This window comes from Bacillus sp. RE35 (assembly GCF_052146655.1).
GTDB lineage: Bacteria > Bacillota > Bacilli > Bacillales > Bacillaceae_G > Bacillus_A > Bacillus_A cereus.
On the sequence record NZ_CP197377.1, the window covers coordinates 5,259,363 to 5,278,764 of the forward strand.

Consider the following 19,402-nt stretch of genomic DNA (forward strand, 5'->3'; position numbering starts at 1 on the left):
TACTGTTGAACTCTTTATCATTTAAGTATATAATCTTTAGCGGAGGTTACTTAAGCTTATCTTTACTAAAAAGATATTGTAACTAAAAACACCTTCTTTCTTATTGTTTAAACAGTCTCAAAAATGACCGTAGTAACGTGTTAGTCGAATATTCTGTAATTCTTATATTCCTCTAACAATGTAAGAAACTATCATCTTTCAACTTCGGTCCACTAATCGCACAACTCTCTTTAGACAAAATAAATGACTATTTTCAAAGTACATATTGTCTTCATTCTGACCAAAACCAACCCTATCTAGCTTTTTATCTCCACATAACTTTAAGGCAAAAATAAGCCTTCACAAAGGGATACACTACATTGGTTAGTATGTATCGTAAAACTTACCTTTATAACCATTCTTTTTTACTAGATATACATGAAAACTATCTCACATATAAAGGTCTGATATCATTCTTTATATCAGTATTTTTTTCGACATTTTTTGTCGAATTGTGTATATTTCCATAGAACTGTGTAAATATACATTTTGTTTTACGTTAAACAATTTTACTTTGAACATAATCCTGTTTGTCTGAGAACGCGTATAGAAACGGAGGGATAGCAAAAATAAATAGCTTATAACAAATACTTTTAATATTCCATTTGTTCATGTGGAATAAGTCCCCAATGGACAAATGAATGTTCAGAGGAGGAAAAATGAAAAAACTTTTCAATGTATGTTTAATTGTATTCGTACTATTTTCGCAACTTGCTAGTTTTCCATACAATCAAGTAAAAGCGGAAACCTTAACAGGAGATTCCTTATTTGACACTGTTGAAATGAAAGATGCAACGAATCATATTATTGACGAAGCAAAAAATCCTAACAATTTAATAAAGATAGGATCAATCATTCAAGTAGAATACGCTTGGTCAATAAAGGATCAACAAGCTGCACACGCAAATGATACAGCAGTAGTTCAAATACCACTTGCATTAAAAGTATCTAAAGATTTGCAAGGAGATTTAGTAACAGATCAAAAAAATATTGGTCAATATTTTATAACAGCTAAAGATAATAAATTAAAATTAATATTTAATAATCAAGTAGAAAATTTGAAAGACGCTAAAGGAAAAATTAAAGTTGATACCGTGTTTAACTCAACTTTAAAAACTGGAGAAAAATCAGTTCAAATCGCTTTTCCTTTAGGAACAATGGTTCAGCCTATATCAGTTCCTGTTCAAGTAGAAAACTCTAAAGAAGATAGCACCAAACAGGATACTAATAAACAAGCGCAAGATCCAGTAGCTAAACCTGTTACTGACAATCCGGAGCAAGATCCAGCAACTAAACCTGTTACTGATAATCCGGAACAAAACCCAACAACTAAACCTGTTACTGATAATCCGGAACAAAACCCAACAACTAAAACTGTTACCGATAATCCGGAACAAAACCCAGCAGCTAAAACTGCCACTGATAATCCGGAACAAAACCCAGCAGCTAAAATTGCTACTGACAATCCAGAACAAAAGCTAGCAAGCGACCCTGCTGAGAATACAAATTCAGGTCCAAAGCAAATAACAACAAACATTTTAACCAGTGTAAAGTTGACGGATAAAGACGGAAAACCATTTACAGAGGATAACCGTCCAAGTACAGATTCCCCTGCCAATATTGAGTTTACATGGGAACTTTTAAAATCAATGAATGTGAAAAATGGAGATTACTATATTTTTGATCTTCCTAAACATTTTAAGATTTACAATACAATTAACAGTCCTTTATATGATAGTGAAAACCATCAAATTGGTAATTTTACTGTTACAAAAGATGGAAAAGTCACGATGACATTCAACGATTATGTTGAAGAGCATCCAGATGTTGCTGGTAACCTACAATTAAAGACAGAATTTAATAAAGCTGAAATTAAAGGTACAACAACACAAGAAATTCCTTTCCCGATTAAAGATAAGGATGTTTCTATTACAGTTGACTTTAAGCCTAATGTACAAACAGCTACGAATAAAAAGGGTTTACCTGATAGACCAATTAATACAAATGAAATTAATTGGAAAGTAGAGATGAACAAAACGAAAGAACCCCTTAAAAACGCTGTTTTTAAAGATAACATTCCACAAGGTACAAGCTTAAATAAAGATTCTATTAAAGTTTATTATTTAGAAGTTGATGTTAATGGGAATGTAACGCGTGGTGCAGAAGCTGAGCCAACAGATTACAATATTATTTCATCAGATGGCTCAAAATTGGAGATTGCTTTCAAAGATTCTATCAATAAAGCATATCAAATCGAATATGCCACAAAAATTACTGATGAAAATATTAAAAGTTTCCGAAATAACGTTACGATAACGAGTGATAATCAAAAGCAACAAAACGCAAGTTCTACTGTAACGGTTTCTCGTGGTACACACTTAAATAAAACAAGTAAATATGATCCAAAGACGCAAACAATTGAGTGGACAATTACTTACAATGGTGATCAAAGAGAGATCAAAAAAGCTGATGCGATTTTAAAAGATATTTTTGACGATACACACGAACTAGATGCAAATTCTATTGTTGTAAAAAACGCTTCATATAATGAAAAAGGAACGCTTGTAACAGGAGACGCTGTTAATAATTACACTGTAAATAACAAGAAGAATGGATTCGATTTACAGTTTAATGATGATATTAATAGTGCTTATGTGATTACCTATAAAACCAAGCCAACTAATAAAGTTATAGAAGATGGAAAAGTAAAAAATAAAGTTACAGCTGATAATAATTCAAGTAAAGAAAATGAAGCTAGCTTCAAGCAGCAAAATATTATTAAATCTAATAATAAAGCTGAAACAAATTATAAAGACAAAACAACAACTTGGACAATTATAGTAAATAATAACAACTATCCATTAAGCAACGCGATTATTACGGACACCTTTGATCATGGTGGATTACAATTAAAAGATAAGAAACTAGACATTAAAGACGGAAATTATACCCTTCAAGCTGGGACTGACTATGTTTTAGATGTAACAGATAAAGGCTTCAAAATTACTCTTATAGGTACGTATCAGTCTAATATGACAAAGACATTAGTCGTAAAATATACGACAGACTTTGATTATACAAAGCTAGAAAGTGGTAAAACTTCATTTAAAAATACAGGTAACCTTTCTTGGATAGATACGGATTCTAATCCACAATCAAATAAAGTTGAAGCTAATTTCGATCCTGATACTTTCACAAAGGCAAATGGTTATAAATACGGTTCTTATAACGCCCAAACGAAGGAAATTACTTGGATAATAGGCTTTAACTATAATAATGTTGAGATTAAAGATCCTTATGTTATAGACGTAATACAAGATAAACAAAAATTAGTGCCTGGATCCATTGAAGTGCGCGATATGATTCTAAATGGAAATCCTGATAATGCACAACCTGGTAATGCTGTACCAACTGAGAAATATGAACTTGAAGAACCTACAGAGAAAAATAAAAACACCCTAAAGGTTCATTTCAAACAATCAATTAATTCACCTTACTATATTATCTTTAAAACAAGCCTTGATGGTGAACTTATCCAAGGCACCTACAAAAACGAGGCAGATTTAAAAGATGGCTCTAAAATCGTAAACACCCTTACAGGTGACACTCAAGTAAATAAAGGTGGCAGCTTCGTTACTAAAAAAGCTGTGCAAGACGACAACTATATTAATTGGAGTATCGCAATTAACGAAAGCCAATCAACCATTGCAGATGCCGTTGTAACAGATGATCCAACCGAAAATCAGGTAATTGTGGAAGATTCATTCCACTTATATCCTACAACTGTTGATCCATATGGAAATTTAACAAAAGATACAGTAAACGAATTAAAAGAAGGAACAGACTATAAACTCAAAATAACAACAGACAATAATACCGGAAAGCAACATTTCGAAATTGCCTTCTTGAAAAAAATTGATCGAGCTTATATTTTAGAATATCGCTCACTTATTAATGCAGACGATAAAGAAAAAGTAAGTAATAAAGCGAAAATCACAGGCAATAAGTTGACAGTTAAAAACACAGAAACTACTGAAACGATTGAAGTGAGAATGTCTTCTGGTTCAGGCGGAGGATCTGCTACTAAAGGCCGTGGAAACCTTGAAATTATAAAGGTAGATAACGACAATAAGAACGCACTATTAGCTGGGGCAGAATTTACTTTATACGATCGTACAGGTAAAACTGTTATCCGTAAAATTACAACAGACAAAGACGGTATCGCTAAATTTAATAATTTAAAACGCGATAAATATTTATTAAAAGAAACAAAGGCTCCTGAAGGCTATGTAATTAGCTGGGATTTAAAACAAGGGAAAATTGTTGAACTTGGTACACAAGAGACTACAACATATAAACTTGCAAATAAGAAGTTTGTCGGTAAAGTAGTTTTAACAAAGTCTGATGACCTGAATACAAACGTCACACTGCAAGGTGCCGTTTTCACACTACTTGATAAAGACAAAAAAATAATTTCAGAACACGAAAAATTAACAACAAATAATCAAGGACAAATTACTGTAGATAATTTAAAACCAGGAACTTACTACTTACAAGAAACAACTGCTCCTGAGCATTATAAATTAGACAGTACACCTATACAATTCACAATCAAAGAAGATCAAACAACAGTAATAAACCGAACTGCAACAAACAGTTTGATTCCAGGATCGGCCATTTTAACAAAATTCGATAAAGATGGAAAAACTTTAGCAGGTGCGGAGTTCAGTGTACGCGATCGATATAACAAAGTAATTCGTGGATATGAAAAATTAACGACAAATGATCAAGGACAAATCGAAGCAAAAGATTTACGCCCTGGAGACTATCAATTTGTCGAAGAAAAAGCACCTAAAGATTACGACATAGATAAAAAACCAATTGAGTTTACAATTATAAAAAGTCAAAAGAAAGCACTTACTGTTACAGCGACAAATCACCTCATTAAAGGTGGTGTCACTTTAACGAAAGTCGATGATGTCGATGGCACTGCCCTTGAAGGTGCTGTATTTAAAATTGTCGATGCGAATGACGAGAAACAAGTAATTCGTGAAAATATAAAAACAGGTTCAGATGGAAAAGTTACCGTTAAAGATTTAGAGCCTGGTGCTTATAAATTTATCGAAACAGAAGCTCCTAAGGATTATACGTTAAGTACAAACCCTATCGAGTTTACAATTGATAAAAGCCAACAAGCTCTTGCTACTGTTACGGCAAATAACAGCTTAAAAACGGGCGAGGTTGAATTATTAAAAGTTGATGAGTTTGGTGAGAAAAAACCACTAGAAGGTGCTGTATTCAAACTTGTCGATACAAATAATAATGACGTTTCCCCTCACACTAACTTAACTACTGATAAACACGGTAAAGTTAAAGTTAGTAACCTACGTCCTGGTACGTATAAATTTATTGAAATAGCTGCTCCTGAACATTACGTTTTACGAGCAGAACCTATTGAATTTACAATCGATAGAAGTCAGAAAGAAACTCTACTTGTGAAAGCTGAAAATGCTTTAAAACCAGGAGATGTTGAATTAACAAAAGTTGATGATATCGATGGTACAGCTCTTGAAGGTGCTGTATTTAAAATTGTTGATGCAAATGATGAAAAGAAAGTTATTCGCGAAAATGTAAAAACTGGTGCGGATGGTAAAGCTATCGCTACTGGCTTACGCCCTGGCGATTATAAATTTATCGAAGTAACAGCACCGAAGTATTACGACAAAAATACAAAACCAATTAAATTTACGATTACAGAAAGTCAAACAACTCAGGCTACTGTTACCGCTAAAAACAGCTTAACAAAAGGCGGTATTGAGTTAACAAAAGTGAATGCTGCAGATGAAAAGGAAACACTTGAAGGTGCAGTATTTAAAATCGTTAATAGAGATACTAATGAAGATGTTCGTACGGACCTTGTTACGAATAATAAAGGAATGCTAGTTGTAGATGACTTACGTCCTGGTAACTATAAGCTTATCGAAACAAAGGCTCCAACTTATTACGATGTAAATGTAGAACCAATTGAATTTACAATCGAAAAAGGACAACAAAAACTCCTTCCACTTACATTTAAAAATAGTTTAACGAAAGGAAAAGTTAAACTTATTAAAGAAGATGATGTGGAAAGTAGTAAAGCTCTTGCCGGCGCTGTATTCACATTGCAAGATGCAACTGGCAAAGAAATTATGAAAGATTTAACAACAGATGATTACGGAGTATTAGTTATTCCTGATTTAGCACCAGGGGATTATCAATTTATCGAAACAAAAGCCCCTGAACATTATAAATTAGACAAAACACCTATTAAGTTCACAATTAAAAAAGGTAGTAAGGAAGATCTTCCTATCCCTGTTACTGTAAAAAATAGTTTACTTACAGGTGGCGTCACTTTAACAAAAGTTGATGATGTTGATGGCACTATTCTTGAAGGTGCAGAATTTATAATCGTTGACGCTCATGATACTAAAAAGGTAATTCGCAAAGGTTTAACGACTGATAAAAACGGTAAAATTTCTGCTTCTAATTTACGTCCTGGAGACTATCAATTTATTGAAGTAAAAGCTCCAAAAGACTATACCTTAAGCAAAGACCCTATTCCGTTCACTATCGAAAAAAGTCAAAAAGAGAATATTACTGTTACTGCTACTAACAGTTTAAAGAAAGGTGCAGTAACATTAACAAAAATTGACGACATCGATCGTACGATGCTCGAAGGTGCAATCTTTAAGATTGTTGATATGAATGGTAAGGAAGTTCATACGAATCTTGTTACAGATAAAAACGGTAAAATTTCTGTTTCTGATTTACGCCCTGGAGACTATCAGTTCATTGAAACAAAAGCTCCTGAGCACTATGTATTAGATGAAACAACGATTCCATTTACAATTGAAAGAAGTCAAACGAAAGAGATCAATGTTACAGGCAAAAATGCTTTGAAAAACGGTAGCGTTGAACTAACAAAGATTGACGATATTGATATAAATACAAAACTTGCTAACGCCGTATTTAATTTATTAGATGCAGACGGAGAGCTAGCTAAAGAAGGCTTAAAAACAAATGATGAAGGTAAAATTGTTGTTGAAAACCTACGTCCTGGTACGTATCAATTCGTTGAAACAATTGCTCCTGAACATTACGATTTAGATAAAAAACCTATCGTATTTACAATTAAAAAGAGCCAAACTGAAACTCTTCATGTCACTGCTACAAATGCTTTAACAAAGGGTGCAGTTAAACTTGCTAAAGTTGATGATGTTGATGGCACTGTTCTTAAAGATGCAGTATTTAAAATTGTTAATATGAATGGTGATGTAGTTCATAAAGACCTTGTTACAAATGAACAAGGAATAATCGAAATTAACGACCTACGTCCTGGTGATTACCAATTTATCGAAACGAAAGCTCCGAAGCATTACGTTTTAGATGAAACACCAATCAAATTCACTATTGAAAAAGGACAGAAGAAAGCTATTTCTTTAACTGCTACAAATAGCTTAAAACAAGGTAGTATCGAATTACTTAAAGTTGATGATTTAAACACTCAAACAAAACTTGCCGATGCGGTATTTAATTTACTAGATCAAGATGGCAAAGTACTTAAAACAGATTTAAAAACAAACAGTGAAGGTAAAATCGTTATCGAAAACTTACGTCCTGGTACGTACCAATTCGTTGAAATAACGGCTCCTGAACACTATGATTTAGACAAAAAACCAATTATATTTACAATTGAAAAAAGCCAAAAAGATATTGCTACCGTTACTATGAAAAATAGTTTAACAAAAGGCGGCGTGGAACTTTCTAAAGTGGATGACGTCGATGGCACTACTCTTGAAGGCGCAGTATTTAAAATTGTGGATATGAATGGTACTGTAATTCGCAAAAATCTTGTTACGAATCAACAAGGTAAAATTAGCGTTTCTGACCTACGTCCTGGTGATTATCAATTCATCGAGACAACGGCTCCGAAACACTACGATTTAAACAAAGAGCCAATTCCATTCACAATTACAAAGAGCCAAGCTGATCCTATCTCCGTTACAGCTACAAATAGCTTAACGAAAGGCGCTGTGGAACTTTCTAAAGTGGATGATGTAGATGGTACTGCTCTTAAAGATGCGGTATTTAAAATTACTGATCTGAATGGTAAAGACATTCGTACTGAGCTTACAACAGATGGACACGGAAAAATTTCTGTTTCTGATTTACGTCCTGGGGACTATCAGTTTGTTGAAACGAAAGCTCCTGAACACTATAAATTAGATAGTACACCTATTAAGTTTACAATTAAGAAAAGCCAAAAAGAAAAGCTCCAAGTTACTGCTACAAATAGCTTAACTGAGGGTTCTGTAGAATTAATAAAAGTAGATGATATAAATCCAGATACAAAACTTTCTGATGCAGTGTTTAACATCATCGATGCGAAAGGTAAAATTGTTCGCACTGATTTAACTACTGATAAAGATGGGAAGATTACTGCTACGAACTTACGCCCAGGAGACTATCAATTCATTGAAACGAAAGCTCCGAAAGATTACGATTTAAATAAAACACCTATTAGCTTCACTATCGAAAGAAGTCAACTAACTCACGCTTCTGTTACTGCTAAGAATGGCCTAACAAAAGGTGGCGTGGAATTAACGAAAGTTGACTCTATAGATAAGAAAGAAATGCTAGAAGGTGCGGTATTTAAAATTACTGATCTGAACGGTAACGACATTCGTACGAATTTAGTTACCAATAAAGACGGAAAAATCATCGCTAAAGACTTACAACCAGGAGACTATCAATTTATTGAAACAAAAGCTCCTAAACATTACGACTTAAATGAAGAACCAATTAAGTTCACAATCGAAAGAAGTCAAACAAAGCATGTCTTCGTTACAGCTATTAATAGCTTAACTGAAGGTAGTGTTGAGTTAATTAAAGTTGATGATGCTAAGCAAAACACAACACTTGAAGGTGCAGTATTTAAAATTGTTAATAAGGATGGACACGATGTTCGTACCGATTTAACTACTGATAAAAACGGCCGTTTAGTTGTGGATGAATTACCGCCAGGAGACTATGAGTTTATCGAAACGAAAGCTCCTGAACACTATGACTTAAACAAAACACCTATTAAGTTCACAGTTAAAAAAGGCCAAGAAAAAATCGCCTCTGTTACTGCTACGAATAGCTTAACTAAAGGCGCAGCTGAATTAACTAAAGTTGATGACATCGATGGTACTACTCTTGAAGGAGCAATCTTTAAAATTGTAGATATGGACGGCAAGGATGTTCGTTCTGATTTAACTACTGATAAAGACGGGAAGATTTCTGTTTCTGATTTACGTCCGGGAGATTATCAGTTCATTGAAACGAAAGCTCCAACTGGCTATGATTTAAACATTAAACCAATTCCTTTCACAATTACGAAAGGACAATCTCAGATTACCTCTGTTACAGCTTTAAATAGTTTAACAACAGGTTCAATTGAGTTAACTAAAGTTGATATTGATCACCATGGAACACTTGAAGGTGCCATTTTCAATATTTTAGACCAAGATGGAAAAATCATCCGAGAAGGTTTAAAAACAGACCAACACGGAAAAGTAATCGTAAATGATTTGAAACCTGGTAATTATCAATTAGTAGAAACACAGGCTCCTAAAGGCTATCAATTAGATGCATCACCAATAAACTTTACAATTGATAAAGCCCAAGCTACACCACTACAAATTACAGTTTCAAATAAAAAGATTGAATCTTCGTCAGGTGGAGATGACAAGCCAGTTACTCCTCCAAATAAAGAAGAGAACAAAGGCAATGAAACATCTGAGAAACACGAAAACGGAACTTCCGAAGAAACATCGAATAAAACAGATAACAAACAGCAAGATGATCGAAATACGGATAAACACCTTCCAAATACAGGTCATAAAGAAGACCCTACACAAACAGTAGGTATCCTTCTTCTACTAGCTGGATTATTAAGTATTTTGGCTACAAAACGCAAAAAAAATTATTAATAATTTTTTCACATCCAATCAATCTCTCAATTGATTGGATGTTTTTTTATACAAAAAGGACGATACATAAAGTATCGTCCTTTTAACGGGGTGAGGCTGCCCAAAAGTACGGAAAACCTTTGAACAGCCTCTTATTTTCATATGGATGCCTTACATATATCACTGATAATAATTATGAAATGCGGAAACATAATTACCATCAACTGATTCAAACATGAGAAATGAAACCCTACAGTGGTTCCATTTCTCTACATAATCTAAAGTTTGGGTACACTAGATTCATGCAATGTAGGAGCTTTCAGAGTAGAAAGCGAACCTTCGTTTAAAATGATAGCATACATATCTTCCTCAAAAATATGCAAATATGCATATATTGTTTTTATTTCTCAATGTCAGAATATTGAAAAATAAAAGACTCGAAGGTAAAATAAAGTCATTATCCGTCTTCTTTTGTCAGTCACAGAGAATAGAAGAATAGGAGAGGAAAAAATGAGAAAATCATTGAAACAAAAAATAGTAAGCTCTTTGCTTGCTGTATCACTCGCTGTTAGCTTAGCTCCAATTGGGCAAGCAAAAGCGGATTCCACGTCAGAGGTTACACAAACTCCATCTATTACAAAACAGATTGATCCAAACCGCGCGATTGAACATGTTCGTTTCTTATCTGAAACAATTGGTCCTCGCCCCGGTGGAACAAAATCCGAAGAATGGGCTTCTCGTTACATTGGTATGCAGCTTAAATCAATGGGCTATGACGTAGAATATCAACCATTTCAGGTGCCCGATCAATACGTTGGATTCATTGAATCACCACTATCAACAAAACGTAATTGGCAAGCTGGTGCTGCTCCTAATGCACTCATTTCTACAGAAGCTGTTACAGCTCCCCTTATCTTTGTTCAAGGTGGGACAAAATTAGAAGATATTCCAAATGAAGTAAACGGTAAAATTGTTTTATTTGAAAGAGGAACGACAGTTACAGACTATAATAAACAAGTTGAAAATGCTGTTAGCAAAGGTGCAAAAGGCGTTCTTTTATACAGTTTAATTGGCGGACGCGGAAATTATGGACAAACCTTCAATCCCCGCCTAACGAAAAAGCAATCTATCCCTGTCTTTGGTCTTGCTTATGCGCAAGGAAATGCATTTAAAGAAGAAATCGCTAAAAAAGGGACAACAATTCTTTCCCTAAAAGCGAGACATGAATCTAAATTAACATCTCTAAATGTTATCGCCAAAAAGAAACCAAAAAAGAGTACAGGTAATGAGAAAGCAGTCGTTGTAAGCTCGCACTATGATAGTGTTGTCGGAGCACCTGGCGCAAATGATAATGCTTCTGGAACTGGATTAGTATTAGAACTAGCTCGTGCTTTTCAAAATGTAGAAACTGATAAAGAAATTCGCTTTATTACCTTTGGTTCTGAAGAAACTGGATTACTTGGTTCGGATTATTACGTGAATAGTCTATCCCAGAAAGAACGCGACCGTATTTTAGGTGTCTTTAACGCCGACATGGTTGCAACAAATTATGATAAAGCAAAGAATTTATACGCTATGACACCTGATGGCTCTACAAACTTTGTAACAGATGCTGCCTTGCAAGCAGGTAAACAACTAAATAATGACCTCGTCCTACAAGGTAAATTCGGTTCTAGTGATCATGTTCCATTTGCTGAAGCTGGTATTCCTGCTGCTCTATTCATTTGGATGGGTGTCGATAGTTGGAATCCATTAATCTATCATATTGAGAAGGTATACCATACACCTCAAGATAACGTATTAGAAAACATTTCACCTGAACGAATGAGAATAGCATTAGACGTTATCGGAACAGGAGTTTATAACTCGCTTCAAAAACCTGTTCCTCAAACTGAACAGAAAGCTGCTTAATCATTTAAAAGATCACTGATTTTATCAGTGGTCTTTTATTGAGAAAAAATATATATGCATAAAAGCATATTTTATCCTACCCATTATCGTATACAATATTAACTGTAACAACACCGATTACAACTAATAAGGAGGCTTTTTCTATTATGAAAAAAATGATTTTAGCAGGTGCATTAACTTTAGCAGGAATTACTGGAGCTACTGCGTTTATTCCTGAAACAAAAGTCGCTGCTGCCGCTCAAGAACAAAGCTTTACAAAATTTTATTCTTTGCAAACTGGAGGTAGTTCTGAACAAGAACCTATTTTCCTTCAAAAAGGACAAGAACTAACAATTCATCCTAACAGCAAAACTCCTAGTTACAGTGTTTATGACTCAAATCATAACCTAATTGGACGTTATTCTGATGGTTACGGCCGAATTTTCACTGCAAAAACAGATGGAAATATGTATGTTCAATTTCATGCACCTTACGTTTACTATAGTCCTGTTAGTTTTTCTGTTACTTATACTATTCAATAAAAAAGAGGTCCTTTATAGGGCCCCTTTTATTTCTCTTGCCAATTCACTTTTACGAATCCATCTTTCACTTTTAATCCACTTATATTCAATACATACTCTTCATTTGCTTTTAAAGTAACTGTAAAACTACCTTTTTTCGATTCACAGATTTCCTTTAACTCTTTTATACCTTCTCCTCGTCTTTCATACACGCTAAAGCATAAGTTCCCTCGTTTTGCATCTGTCTCATAAGAAAATGTCACTTCTGTGTCCTTCTCATACTGAAGTTCAATATCTTTACCGGCAATATCCCATGATGAGAATTTCGCCTCGTAACTTGTCTCCCCTTGCTTCTCATTTTCTAAATATATATCTCCTGCTTTCCACGCGTCATTTAACGTTTGTGCAAAAGCAAAACCACTAAGTAATACAAACATTGTACTTGCCAATATCGCAACTAATGTTACTTTCTGTTTTTTAACAAAGTTCATCTTATATTCTCCTTCAACTTTCTTTTTACTTCTTCTTACCATATATAACAAAAAACCGATAAAAAATGGAAATATAACCGCTAAGACACTCCATCCTTTACTCATTTGATGTGCTTTAGCATCTGTATATACCCATGATGCAACACATATTAAAAGTGCTATAAAAGCTAAAAACATCGTCACTCCAGCTACTTCAAATAGTACAAACGGATTAGCGAACTCATTCATGTAATTTATACTCCTTCTTTAAAAATGACTGTATTACAACATATATCGGAATGTATACATGCATCATAATCACAATGGCTATTAACATAGGAATTTTATAATCCAAATGAGTGACAAATTGTTCTATAACAATTGTTAGCAAAACAATCCAAATGGTATGAATACAAATCATCCATTTCCTCTCTAACTTCTGAGCCTTTCGCACGCCCTGCTTCGTGTTATTTATTAGCTCTTCGCTTGGAGTTATCTCTTCTGCTAAACTGCTCTTTATTTTCTGTTCAAATTTATCTTCCTTCATGAACGGACCCCTCCAAATGTTCTCGCATTTTCTTTTTCCCATAATTAAGCCGATACTTTACCGTACCAATCGGTATATTTAATATTTCGCTCATTTCTTTATAAGAGTATTGTTCATAATAGTAGAGTACGAGCACGGTTTTATATTTTTCATTCAATAGCTGTATAACTTCCCGTATCATTTCCGCTTCCACTTTTTGAATAAATTCTTCTGATATATTCACATCATCTGCGAAATCTATTTCTCCACCATCCTCTTTATGAAACAAATCCAATATTCGATCTTTCCACCTTTTTTTCTTACGATAAAAATCATAAAACGTACGAACACAAATTGTAGTAATCCATTTTTTATAATTCTCCACGTAAGAAAGTTGGTGCCGCGATGAAAAAACTTTTATCCATGTCTCTTGAAAAATATCTTCCGCGTCTTCTTTCGTCTTTGCTAACTTATAGCATAAGGAATATATTTGCTTCTTATATATATCAATTAATTCTTCTACCTTTTCTTCCATCATAAGCCTCCTGTCATTTATATAAGACGACGCAAATTCCCTTTTTGTTTGATAAAATTTTATTTTTTATTATCTCCACATAAAAAGGCAATCACAACATCGTGTGATTGCCTTTTATTTAAAAACGAAAGTCCGCTTCCGCTTTTCTTTATTGTCCAGCTCCAGCGGCTAGAATACTCGGTGGCTTCGCGCCTTCCTCCGAGGCAAAGTACGCCTCTCTATCAGGAGCTCCATCCCCCTCCTATTCTAAACGAGCCGCTTCCGCTTTTCTTAATTACATTTTTTCTGGTGCAGATACTCCTACGATTGCTAATGCATTTTGAAGTGTAGTGCGTACTGCTTTCATTAACTCGTAACGAGCTTTACTTAATTCTAAATTATCTTGGTTTAATACTTTTTCTGCATTGTAGAAGCTGTGTAATGTTGCTGCTAATTCAAATGCATAGTTTGTAATACGGTGTGGTAGACGTTTTTGTGCTGCATCCGCAACTACCGCTGGGAATTCACCAAGTTTTTTCAGTAACTCTACTTCTTTTTCAGAAGTAACAAGTTTGTAGTTAACGTCTCCGCCTGTAGCTAATCCTAATTCTTCACCTTGGCGAAGGATGCTGCATACGCGAGCGTGAGCGTATTGTGCATAGTATACTGGGTTTTCATTAGATTTTGATACAGCTAAGTCCATATCGAAGTCTAAATGAGAGTCACCGCTACGCATTGCGAAGAAGTAACGCATTGCGTCCACGCCTACTTCTTCCATAAGCTCACGAAGTGTAACTGCTTTACCCGTACGCTTACTCATCTTCATTTTTTCACCATTTTGGTATAGTTGTACCATTTGGATGATTTCTACTTCAAGCGTGTCTTTATCGTAACCAAGTGCTTGAATAGCAGCTTTCATACGTGGAATATAACCGTGATGGTCAGCACCCCAAATGTTAATTAACTTATCGAAACCACGCTCTAATTTATCACGATGATACGCGATATCTGGCGTTAAGTATGTGTAAGAACCGTCATTTTTAATTAATACACGGTTTTTATCGTCACCGTAAGTCATTGAACGGAACCAAGTTGCACCGTCTTCTTCAAAGATCTCGTCGCGCTCTTTTAATACAGCAAGTGCTTGATCAATTTTCCCGTTTTTGTATAATGATGTTTCTGAGAACCATACATCAAATTTAACGCGGAAGCTTTCTAAGTCTTTTTGAAGTTTTGCTAATTCATATTTTAAACCGTACTCACGGTAGAATTCATAGCTTTCTTTTTCATCAGCTTTCGCATAACGATCACCGAATTCTTCTGCTAAACGTTTACCAATTCCAATGATATCCGCACCATGGTATCCGTCTTCTGGCATTTCTTTTTCTAAGCCTAAAGCTTGCATGTAACGAGCTTCAACAGAAAGAGCTAAGTTATGAATTTGGTTACCAGCGTCATTAATGTAGTACTCACGAGATACATCGTATCCTGCTTTTGCTAATAGGTTACATAAAGTGTCACCTACTGCCGCACCTCGTGCATGTCCTAAGTGAAGGTCACCTGTTGGATTCGCAGATACGAACTCAACTTGTACTTTTTCACCTTTACCAGTATTCGTTTCACCGTAAGCTTCACCAGCGTTTACGATTGTTGGAATTAAATCTGTTAAGTAGCTATTATCCATATAGAAGTTAATAAAACCAGGACCAGCGATTTCGATTTTTTCAATAGAAGCTTTTGCTTTATCGAAGTTTGCAACTAGTTCTTCTGCAATCATACGAGGTGCTTTTTTCGCAACGCGTGCAAGTTGCATTGCCATATTTGTAGAGAAGTCACCATTTGTTTTATCTTTTGGAGATTCTAATACAACGTTTGGAATTTGTTCTTCTGTCGCTAATTCTGCCTTTAATACAGCAGCCTGAATTTCTTCTTTAATCAATCCTTTTACCTGTTCTAAGGAATTCATTATTTTGCCTCCTTCAAATTAATTGTAATAGTATATCTGCCAGCTTCTTGTTCACTTAGAAGCAATGCGTACGTTAAGAAGAGTTGTCCTTTTTTCTTTTCATCCGACCATTTAAAAAGAACGTTATCAGTCTTTGTTTGCAATGCAAACGTACCAAGTTCACTCGTATACGTACCAGTTGTCCATTCACCTTTCACATGCGTCTGACGCATAGAAACAGCACCTGAACGCATAATGAGAACTTGTTCATCTTGAATTTTAATAATTGTTTTCACTTCGCCTTGTTCGTTCGGCTCCTGGAATGTTACATATGTACCTTGACCTTTTACATAGTATTGACCATTTGCTTCAAAAGCAACGGTTTCCTTCCTCGCCCCTTCACGGATTTCTGTTACGAAATGAACGTGTACCGGCAAGCCTGCAAGTTGTTTCTCCACGTCTTGCACACCTTTCAAATGTTATAGATATTAAATACTACTTATAATAAATCACTTTTCCTATCATATCAAAAAAAGACTCTGTCTGTCTGCTGAAAAATCAGGAAAACTCCATTTCAAAAAATAATTCATTTCTACTTTATTTCATATGATAAAATATTTTTTAAATCTAAATTTTCTTTCAATTAAAGAGGTGAATGTAGTGATACCAACAAAGTTAAAAAAGGGTGCTGAAATACGAGTGATTTCACCATCGTGTAGTTTAAGTATTGTTTCAAATGAAAATAGAAAACTTGCTATAAAAAGATTAACTGACATGGGCTTTCAAGTTACATTCTCAAAATATGCTGATGAGATAGATCGATTTGCTTCCTCCTCTATTTCTTCCCGCATTCAAGACCTCCATGAAGCATTTCGAGACTCTAATGTAAAAGCTATTTTGACTACACTTGGCGGATACAACTCAAATGGTTTATTGAAACATCTCGATTATGATTTAATTCGTGAAAACCCGAAATTTTTCTGTGGTTATTCTGATATTACTGCCTTAAATAATGCAATTTACGCAAAAACAGGGCTTGTTACATATTCAGGACCCCATTTCTCTTCGTTTGGAATGGAGAAAGGGCTCGGATATACAACCGATTACTTTTTAAAGTGCTTAACTTCTAATGAGCCTATTGAAGTCCTTCCATCTGAAACATGGAGCGATGATTCTTGGTATATAGATCAGGAAAATCGAGAATTTATTAAAAATGAAGGATATGTTTCAATTCAAGAAGGAGAAGCTACGGGAGATATTATCGGTGGCAATATGAGCACATTTAACTTACTGCAAGGTACACCATATATGCCAAATTTAAAGGGGAAAATTTTATTTATTGAAGAAGATAGTTTAACTGGAACATCTACTCTTAAAACTTTTGATCGTTATTTACATTCCCTTATGCAGCAGCAAGGTTTTGAATACATAAAGGGAATCGTTATAGGAAAGATGCAAAAAGGTGCAGAATGTACGATAGAAGACATTCAAGAAATGATTGCTTCAAAACCTGAACTTGCACATATCCCTATCATTGCAAACGCAAGTTTCGGGCATACAACCCCGATTTTCACTTTTCCAATTGGTGGACATGCAAAAATTATTTCTCACAAAGAGAAGACATCTATCACTATTTTAACGTACTAAAAAAGGAGCGAATGAGTCGCTCCTTTTATGGTTTTTCTATTTTTTCCAACGCTTTTTGCGGAATGGATTCTTTCGGGATTTCAGCCCATCCTTTTCCTTGCATACCTTTTGCATAAATTTTTATAAACGCCCCCGTATGCAATTCACGGTTCATCATTCTTTTAATAACTTGTAACTTTCCATCTTCTGTATACCCTTTAAAAGTATACAAGTATTCTCCGTCTTTTTTCTCACCTTTATCTATAACCGCATAATAATCTTGTATTTCTTTATTTGAAAAGAAGTTGTCTACAAAAGCATGTACACCTTCTGTTTTTGTGTTCAAATAATACGCTGTTCCACCTAGAATAATGGCGAATACAGCTAAAACTTTAATTACCAATTTCATACATGAACCTCCTGTTTGCACTTCTTTCTCGCTAGTATTATATCTATACTTGTATTATACGGAAAAGAGCATACTATACTCTATCTAAAAGTCTTACACTTTCCTTACATTATTGTAAGGGATTTTTTCTTACAACCAGTTCCCAAGAAAAAATTTTTCCGTTTCATACACTTTTATATTATTATTGAATGATACGAATTTTTATTACAAAAATCAAAGGAGACAGTTTTCAAATGGCTATCTTGCAAGGTTTAGCACTATTACTTGTTGTACTTTGTCTATTTACACTTTTCAGTTACCGTGCGCCTTACGGAATGAAGGCGATGGGCGCTTTAGCTAATGCAGCAATTGCAAGTTTTCTTATTGAAGCATTTCACCGTTATATAGGTGGAGAAATGTTTCATAATGACTTTTTACAATCAGTAGGAGAAGCTTCCGGTAGTATGAGCGGTGTCGCAGCAGCGATTTTAGTCGCATTAGCAATCGGTGTTTCCCCCGTATATGCTGTTTTAATTGGTATCGCTACTAGTGGATTTGGTATTTTACCAGGATTTTTCGCTGGATACGTTTGTGCCTTCGTCGTGAAATTTCTCGAAAAGAAATTACCAGCTGGTGTGGAATTTTTAGCAATCCTATTTATCGCTGCACCAATCTCACGCGGAATGGCAATGCTTATGGATCCGCTCGTTAACGCCACACTTGGTAAAATCGGTTCTATGATTTCAGTTGCAACTACAGAAAGTCCTATCATTATGGGTATTATGCTTGGTGGATTAATAACAGTTATTTCTACCTCTCCACTGAGTTCTATGGCACTAACTGCAATGCTTGGATTAACAGGTTTACCAATGGCAATTGGTAGTCTGGCTGTAGCAGCTTCAGCCCCAATGAACTTTATTTTCTTTAAACGCTTAAAAATTTGTTCAAAGAAAGATACAATTGCTGTAGCAATCGAGCCTTTAACACAAGCCGATGTTGTTTCAGCAAATCCGATTCCAATTTATGCGACAAACTTCGTTGGCGGTGCACTTGCTGGTATTATTACCTCTCTGTTCCAGCTCGTTAATAATGCACCAGGAACAGCATCACCAATCCCAGGACTTCTTGTCTTATTCGGATTTAATGACGTTGTAAAAGTAACAATTGCTGCTATATTATGTGGGATCGTTACCACTATTGTCGGATACATCGGATCTATTGTGTTCCGTAAATATCCGATCCGCTCTGCTGATGAAATTCGCGGAGTTACTTCGGAAGAGAAGGTTGCATAAGAAAAAGAGCTATTCCCATCGTTTAGGAATAGCTCTTTTTTGTGTTGCGTAACAGTAAATGAAATTATATCGGCGGTTTTTTTAATATATCGACTTACCGACACATAACGAAAAAATAAGAGCCCTCTAATCATATAGAGGGCTTTTATTTTATCTAGCTGCAGTGGCTAGAATGATCGGTGGCTTCGCTTCTTCCTTC

11 protein-coding genes are annotated in these 19,402 nt (G+C 34.9%); 5 read left to right on the top strand and 6 right to left on the bottom strand.

Annotated features, from left to right (window positions below; all coding sequences use genetic code 11):
* Positions 1 to 698: 698 nt before the first annotated feature.
* From ACTL4X_RS26950 to ACTL4X_RS26960, 3 genes are all read left to right on the top strand, one after another.
* A complete protein-coding gene (locus tag ACTL4X_RS26950) occupies positions 699 to 10,052 on the top strand; it encodes a SpaA isopeptide-forming pilin-related protein (RefSeq protein ID WP_318788152.1) in 9,354 nt (3,117 codons plus the stop codon).
* A gap of 489 nt (positions 10,053 to 10,541) precedes the next feature.
* Positions 10,542 to 11,942 carry a M28 family metallopeptidase gene (locus tag ACTL4X_RS26955; protein WP_001232216.1) on the top strand — a complete coding sequence of 467 codons (1,401 nt, stop codon included), beginning with the start codon at positions 10,542 to 10,544 and terminating at the stop codon, positions 11,940 to 11,942.
* Positions 11,943 to 12,088: 146 nt separating this feature from the next.
* Positions 12,089 to 12,463 carry a hypothetical protein gene (locus tag ACTL4X_RS26960; RefSeq protein WP_000738221.1) on the top strand — a complete coding sequence of 125 codons (375 nt, stop codon included), beginning with the start codon at positions 12,089 to 12,091 and terminating at the stop codon, positions 12,461 to 12,463.
* Positions 12,464 to 12,489: 26 nt separating this feature from the next.
* Here the strand turns inward: ACTL4X_RS26960 and ACTL4X_RS26965 are convergent, their stop codons facing one another.
* The 5 genes from ACTL4X_RS26965 to ACTL4X_RS26985 all read right to left on the bottom strand — a co-directional run bounded on the left by ACTL4X_RS26965 (position 12,490) and on the right by ACTL4X_RS26985 (position 16,355).
* On the bottom strand, positions 12,490 to 13,161 hold the full coding sequence (locus ACTL4X_RS26965) for an ECF-type sigma factor negative effector (protein ID WP_001001598.1): 672 nt from the start codon (positions 13,159 to 13,161) through the stop codon (positions 12,490 to 12,492).
* Positions 13,154 to 13,459, bottom strand: coding sequence for an ECF-type sigma factor negative effector (locus tag ACTL4X_RS26970; RefSeq protein ID WP_000656684.1), 306 nt, complete (start codon positions 13,457 to 13,459; stop codon positions 13,154 to 13,156). The genes ACTL4X_RS26965 and ACTL4X_RS26970 overlap by 8 nt, the downstream gene beginning before the upstream one ends.
* A complete protein-coding gene (locus tag ACTL4X_RS26975) occupies positions 13,446 to 13,973 on the bottom strand; it encodes an RNA polymerase sigma factor (protein ID WP_065224453.1) in 528 nt (175 codons plus the stop codon). The genes ACTL4X_RS26970 and ACTL4X_RS26975 overlap by 14 nt, the downstream gene beginning before the upstream one ends.
* A 274-nt stretch (positions 13,974 to 14,247) precedes the next feature.
* A complete protein-coding gene (argS, locus tag ACTL4X_RS26980) occupies positions 14,248 to 15,918 on the bottom strand; it encodes an arginine--tRNA ligase (RefSeq protein ID WP_001086454.1) in 1,671 nt (556 codons plus the stop codon).
* On the bottom strand, positions 15,918 to 16,355 hold the full coding sequence (locus ACTL4X_RS26985) for a DUF1934 domain-containing protein (protein WP_000414867.1): 438 nt from the start codon (positions 16,353 to 16,355) through the stop codon (positions 15,918 to 15,920). Before ACTL4X_RS26985 ends, argS begins: the two co-directional genes overlap by 1 nt.
* Positions 16,356 to 16,503: 148 nt before the next feature.
* Here ACTL4X_RS26985 and ACTL4X_RS26990 point away from each other — a divergent pair, with 148 nt between their 5' ends.
* Positions 16,504 to 17,544: a S66 family peptidase gene (locus tag ACTL4X_RS26990; RefSeq protein ID WP_134207460.1), complete on the top strand. Its 1,041-nt coding sequence runs from the start codon at positions 16,504 to 16,506 to the stop codon at positions 17,542 to 17,544.
* Positions 17,545 to 17,569: 25 nt separating this feature from the next.
* Here the strand turns inward: ACTL4X_RS26990 and ACTL4X_RS26995 are convergent, their stop codons facing one another.
* Positions 17,570 to 17,932 (bottom strand): YxeA family protein, encoded by a 363-nt coding sequence (locus ACTL4X_RS26995; protein WP_000779921.1) that lies wholly within the window; start codon positions 17,930 to 17,932, stop codon positions 17,570 to 17,572.
* Between the two features lie 233 nt (positions 17,933 to 18,165).
* Between ACTL4X_RS26995 and ACTL4X_RS27000 the strand changes: the two genes are divergently transcribed.
* Positions 18,166 to 19,203 (top strand): PTS sugar transporter subunit IIC, encoded by a 1,038-nt coding sequence (locus ACTL4X_RS27000; protein ID WP_000996319.1) that lies wholly within the window; start codon positions 18,166 to 18,168, stop codon positions 19,201 to 19,203.
* The last annotated feature ends 199 nt before the right edge of the window (positions 19,204 to 19,402 follow it).

Coding starts and splice junctions, on each gene's coding strand:
- ACTL4X_RS26950 (WP_318788152.1), top strand. CDS start 699: ATGAAAAAACTTTTCAATGTATGTTTAATTGTATTCGTACTATTTTCG.
- ACTL4X_RS26955 (WP_001232216.1), top strand. CDS start 10,542: ATGAGAAAATCATTGAAACAAAAAATAGTAAGCTCTTTGCTTGCTGTA.
- ACTL4X_RS26960 (WP_000738221.1), top strand. CDS start 12,089: ATGAAAAAAATGATTTTAGCAGGTGCATTAACTTTAGCAGGAATTACT.
- ACTL4X_RS26965 (WP_001001598.1), bottom strand. CDS start 13,161: ATGAATGAGTTCGCTAATCCGTTTGTACTATTTGAAGTAGCTGGAGTG.
- ACTL4X_RS26970 (WP_000656684.1), bottom strand. CDS start 13,459: ATGAAGGAAGATAAATTTGAACAGAAAATAAAGAGCAGTTTAGCAGAA.
- ACTL4X_RS26975 (WP_065224453.1), bottom strand. CDS start 13,973: ATGGAAGAAAAGGTAGAAGAATTAATTGATATATATAAGAAGCAAATA.
- argS (WP_001086454.1), bottom strand. CDS start 15,918: ATGAATTCCTTAGAACAGGTAAAAGGATTGATTAAAGAAGAAATTCAG.
- ACTL4X_RS26990 (WP_134207460.1), top strand. CDS start 16,504: ATGATAAAATATTTTTTAAATCTAAATTTTCTTTCAATTAAAGAGGTG.
- ACTL4X_RS26995 (WP_000779921.1), bottom strand. CDS start 17,932: ATGAAATTGGTAATTAAAGTTTTAGCTGTATTCGCCATTATTCTAGGT.
- ACTL4X_RS27000 (WP_000996319.1), top strand. CDS start 18,166: ATGGCTATCTTGCAAGGTTTAGCACTATTACTTGTTGTACTTTGTCTA.